Source organism: Paenibacillus sp. IHB B 3084, assembly GCF_001447315.1.
Taxonomy (GTDB): Bacteria; Bacillota; Bacilli; order Paenibacillales; family Paenibacillaceae; genus Paenibacillus.
Genome location: NZ_CP013209.1, coordinates 1 through 2,943, shown reverse-complemented (window position 1 = coordinate 2,943; position 2,943 = coordinate 1). Strand labels below are relative to the sequence as shown.

Sequence of the window (2,943 nt, the reverse complement as noted above, 5' to 3'; positions counted from 1 at the left end):
CATCGCCTGATCCAACGCATTTTGGGCCTGAGCATCCATCGTCGTATGAATTTTATATCCACCAACGATCAAGTCGTCTCCGCTGACTTCCGGCAGGGCTTCCTCCGCCTCATTCATCACATATTCCATAAAATTCTGATACTTTTGAACTTTTTCCGGCTGCTTGTAATCATAATCTACAGCCTTGGCCTCTTCCATTTCCTGCTTGCCGATCATTCCCTGCTCGAACATCAACTGGAGAACCACTGCACGTCGTTCCTTTGAGTTTTCCGGATTACTAATTGGATTATATTTGGAAGGCCCTTTTGGAATAGCTGCCAATGTAGCGATCTGCCATAACTTTAATTTATTTAAGTCTGACACTCCAAAATAGCCTTCCGACGCCGCTTTGATACCGGAGTAAGAACGTCCAAACCAAATACGGTTCAGATAAAGCGTAATAATTTGTTCTTTATTCAAATTCCGCTCCAGGGCCATCGCAATGGATACTTCGGTCGCTTTACGGAAAAAGGTCTTGTCACGCGTCAAAAACAGGTTTTTCGCCAACTGCTGGGTCAGCGTACTGCCGCCCTCAACTGCCGAACGGGCTACGATGTCCTTAACAGCCGCCCGGCCAATGGACCAAATATCGACACCCTGATGCTCATAAAACCGTTTATCCTCAGTTGCCACAAAGGCCTTTTTCAGCAGGTCTGGTATTTCTTCACTTGTGACAGGATCACTTTTTTGTACGGATAGCTCACCCATAAGCACGCCGTTGCGATCGTAAACCTTCGATGTCTCATTCACTGTAATTTTGTCTTGATTGGCCTTATAGATTTTTTCACCATTAACCATGACAAACAAATATCCACCAAGCGCGCAAAATATGGCTAACGCCGCCGTAATAAACAGTGTCCATCCAATTTGCTTACCTGTAATTTTCTTTTTCTTGCCCTTCGGCTTCTCTTTAGGTGTGTTTCTATTGCGATTGCCGGATCTGGACAATGAATCGTTTGGCATTCCCCTGACTCCCTTTCGCGAATAATCATATGTTGCCGAAAGTATATATAGCTTGCTGTCGGCAGCATGAAAGCAAACGGAATGAAAAGAACAACCCTGTTCAGGTTGCTCCCGGTCACATTCCTATACGGTTAGACGAGACGGACGCTTGAAAAGTTTCATCAACCCGGGCGACCGTCAGGCCGTAATCAGTTATCGCTTGCGTTATCTTGTTGCTGCACAAGCGACACATTGCGCTGCGGTGTAAAAGTGGAAATAGCATGCTTGTAGATCAACTGTTGCTTTCCATCCGAGTCGATAACAATTGTGAAGTTGTCAAATGCTTTAATCGTTCCCCGCACCTGAAATCCATTGATCAGGTACACCGTTACCGGTATAGAATCCTTGCGCAATTGATTCAGAAACGTATCTTGGATATTAATGGACTTGTTCATTTTAGCCGTACCCCCAATAATCATTTGGATTGTTTTGAAGTATATTCAAGGTCTGTCCGGAACTTTCCTGCTATAATTTCGTGTATTCGGGCTGCATGAGCAGAAAAATTTCCGAAATCGGTGACATCTACCCACTGGATATCCTTCATATGGCGAAACCACGAGAGCTGCCGCTTCGCAAAATGACGCGTATCCCGTTTTAGCCAAGTCACCGCCTCTTCCAAAGACACCTCTCCTCGCAGGTAGGAGGATATCTCTTTATAGCCTAGACCTTGCATGGAGATGGCATCGCTTCGCACTCCCCGTTCCATTAAGGAGGTTACCTCAGCAACAAGCCCTTGATCGAGCATCCCGTCAATTCGGTCTTCAATACGTTTATATAGCATTTGCCTATCCATTGTCAAACCTACGATGCATAGCTGATAAGGAGATTCCTTTTTTTGATTGGCCAATTGCGAGCTAAGAGTCGTTCCGCTAACATGATAAATTTCCAATGCTCGAACGACTCGGCGACGATCATTGGGATGCAGACGACGTGCACTTTCGGGATCAACCGCCTGTAGTCGCGCATGAAGCGCCTCAGCTCCAAATTTCTCGGCATAATCAAGCTGTTCCTGACGAAAAGCTTCATCAGCTCCAACCTCGGAAAACTGGTATTCATAGCAGACAGACTCCACATACAAACCAGTCCCACCTACGATAAACGGTAGTTTTCCTCTGGCATGAATATCCGGTATAAGGCGACGGCAATCTTCCTGAAATGCAGCTACCGAATATGGGTATTCCGGCTCATGAATATCAATCAAATGGTGCTTAATTCCTTCCATTTCCTGTTCGGAAATTTTGGCAGTTCCAATATCCATATGACGATACACCTGCATGGAATCTCCGGAAATAATTCCCCGTCAAATTGCCGTGCCATCTCGATGCTTAATTTTGTCTTGCCGACCGCTGTCGGGCCAACAAGAACAAGTAGTTTAGATGCCGCTGTCAATATCAATCACTCCGTACACTGTTTTCGTTGTGCCCGTTGCTCCACACGGAAGCCGAGGCGGGTAAATTCCCCGCTGCCCCGTTTTTCCTTCAATACAATTGTTTTCCTTGCAATCCGTTTTGCCTGAGCAATACTTTCCTCATCCAGCGCATCCGGGTTAGCCATTCAATGGACCGATGGCACTGGATGAGGAAAGTATTGCTCAGGCAAAACGGATTGCAAGGAAAACAATTGTATTGAAGGAAAAACGGGGCAGCGGGGAATTTACCCGCCTCGGCTTCCGTGTGGAGCAACGGGGCACAACGAAAACAGTGTACGGAGTGATTGATATTGACAGCGGCATCTAAACTACTTGTTCTTGTTGGCCCGACAGCGGTCGGCAAGACAAAATTAAGCATCGAGATGGCACGGCAATTTGACGGGGAAATTATTTCCGGAGATTCCATGCAGGTGTATCGTCATATGGATATTGGAACTGCCAAAATTTCCGAACAGGAAATGGAAGGAATTAAG

At 46.1% G+C, this 2,943-nt stretch carries 1 protein-coding gene and 5 pseudogenes; 2 read left to right on the top strand and 4 right to left on the bottom strand.

Features of this window, described 5'->3' with window-relative positions:
- The 4 genes and pseudogenes from ASL14_RS27100 to ASL14_RS27085 all read right to left on the bottom strand — a co-directional run.
- A pseudogene (locus ASL14_RS27100) lies at positions 1-1,002 on the bottom strand (transglycosylase domain-containing protein); the annotation flags it as partial.
- 188 nt (positions 1,003-1,190) lie between these two features.
- Positions 1,191-1,436: an RNA chaperone Hfq gene (hfq, locus tag ASL14_RS27095; RefSeq protein WP_023989043.1), complete on the bottom strand. Its 246-nt coding sequence runs from the start codon at positions 1,434-1,436 to the stop codon at positions 1,191-1,193.
- A 20-nt stretch (positions 1,437-1,456) separates the two neighbouring features.
- A pseudogene (miaA, locus tag ASL14_RS27090) lies at positions 1,457-2,430 on the bottom strand (tRNA (adenosine(37)-N6)-dimethylallyltransferase MiaA).
- Positions 2,414-2,595 (bottom strand): annotated as a pseudogene (locus ASL14_RS27085) (class I SAM-dependent methyltransferase); the annotation flags it as partial. The pseudogenes ASL14_RS27085 and miaA, both read right to left, overlap by 17 nt.
- A gap of 8 nt (positions 2,596-2,603) precedes the next feature.
- Between ASL14_RS27085 and ASL14_RS28735 the strand changes: the two are divergent.
- Positions 2,604-2,777: pseudogene (locus ASL14_RS28735) on the top strand (class I SAM-dependent methyltransferase); the annotation flags it as partial.
- Positions 2,761-2,943 (top strand): annotated as a pseudogene (locus ASL14_RS29420) (isopentenyl transferase family protein); the annotation flags it as partial. The pseudogenes ASL14_RS28735 and ASL14_RS29420, both read left to right, overlap by 17 nt.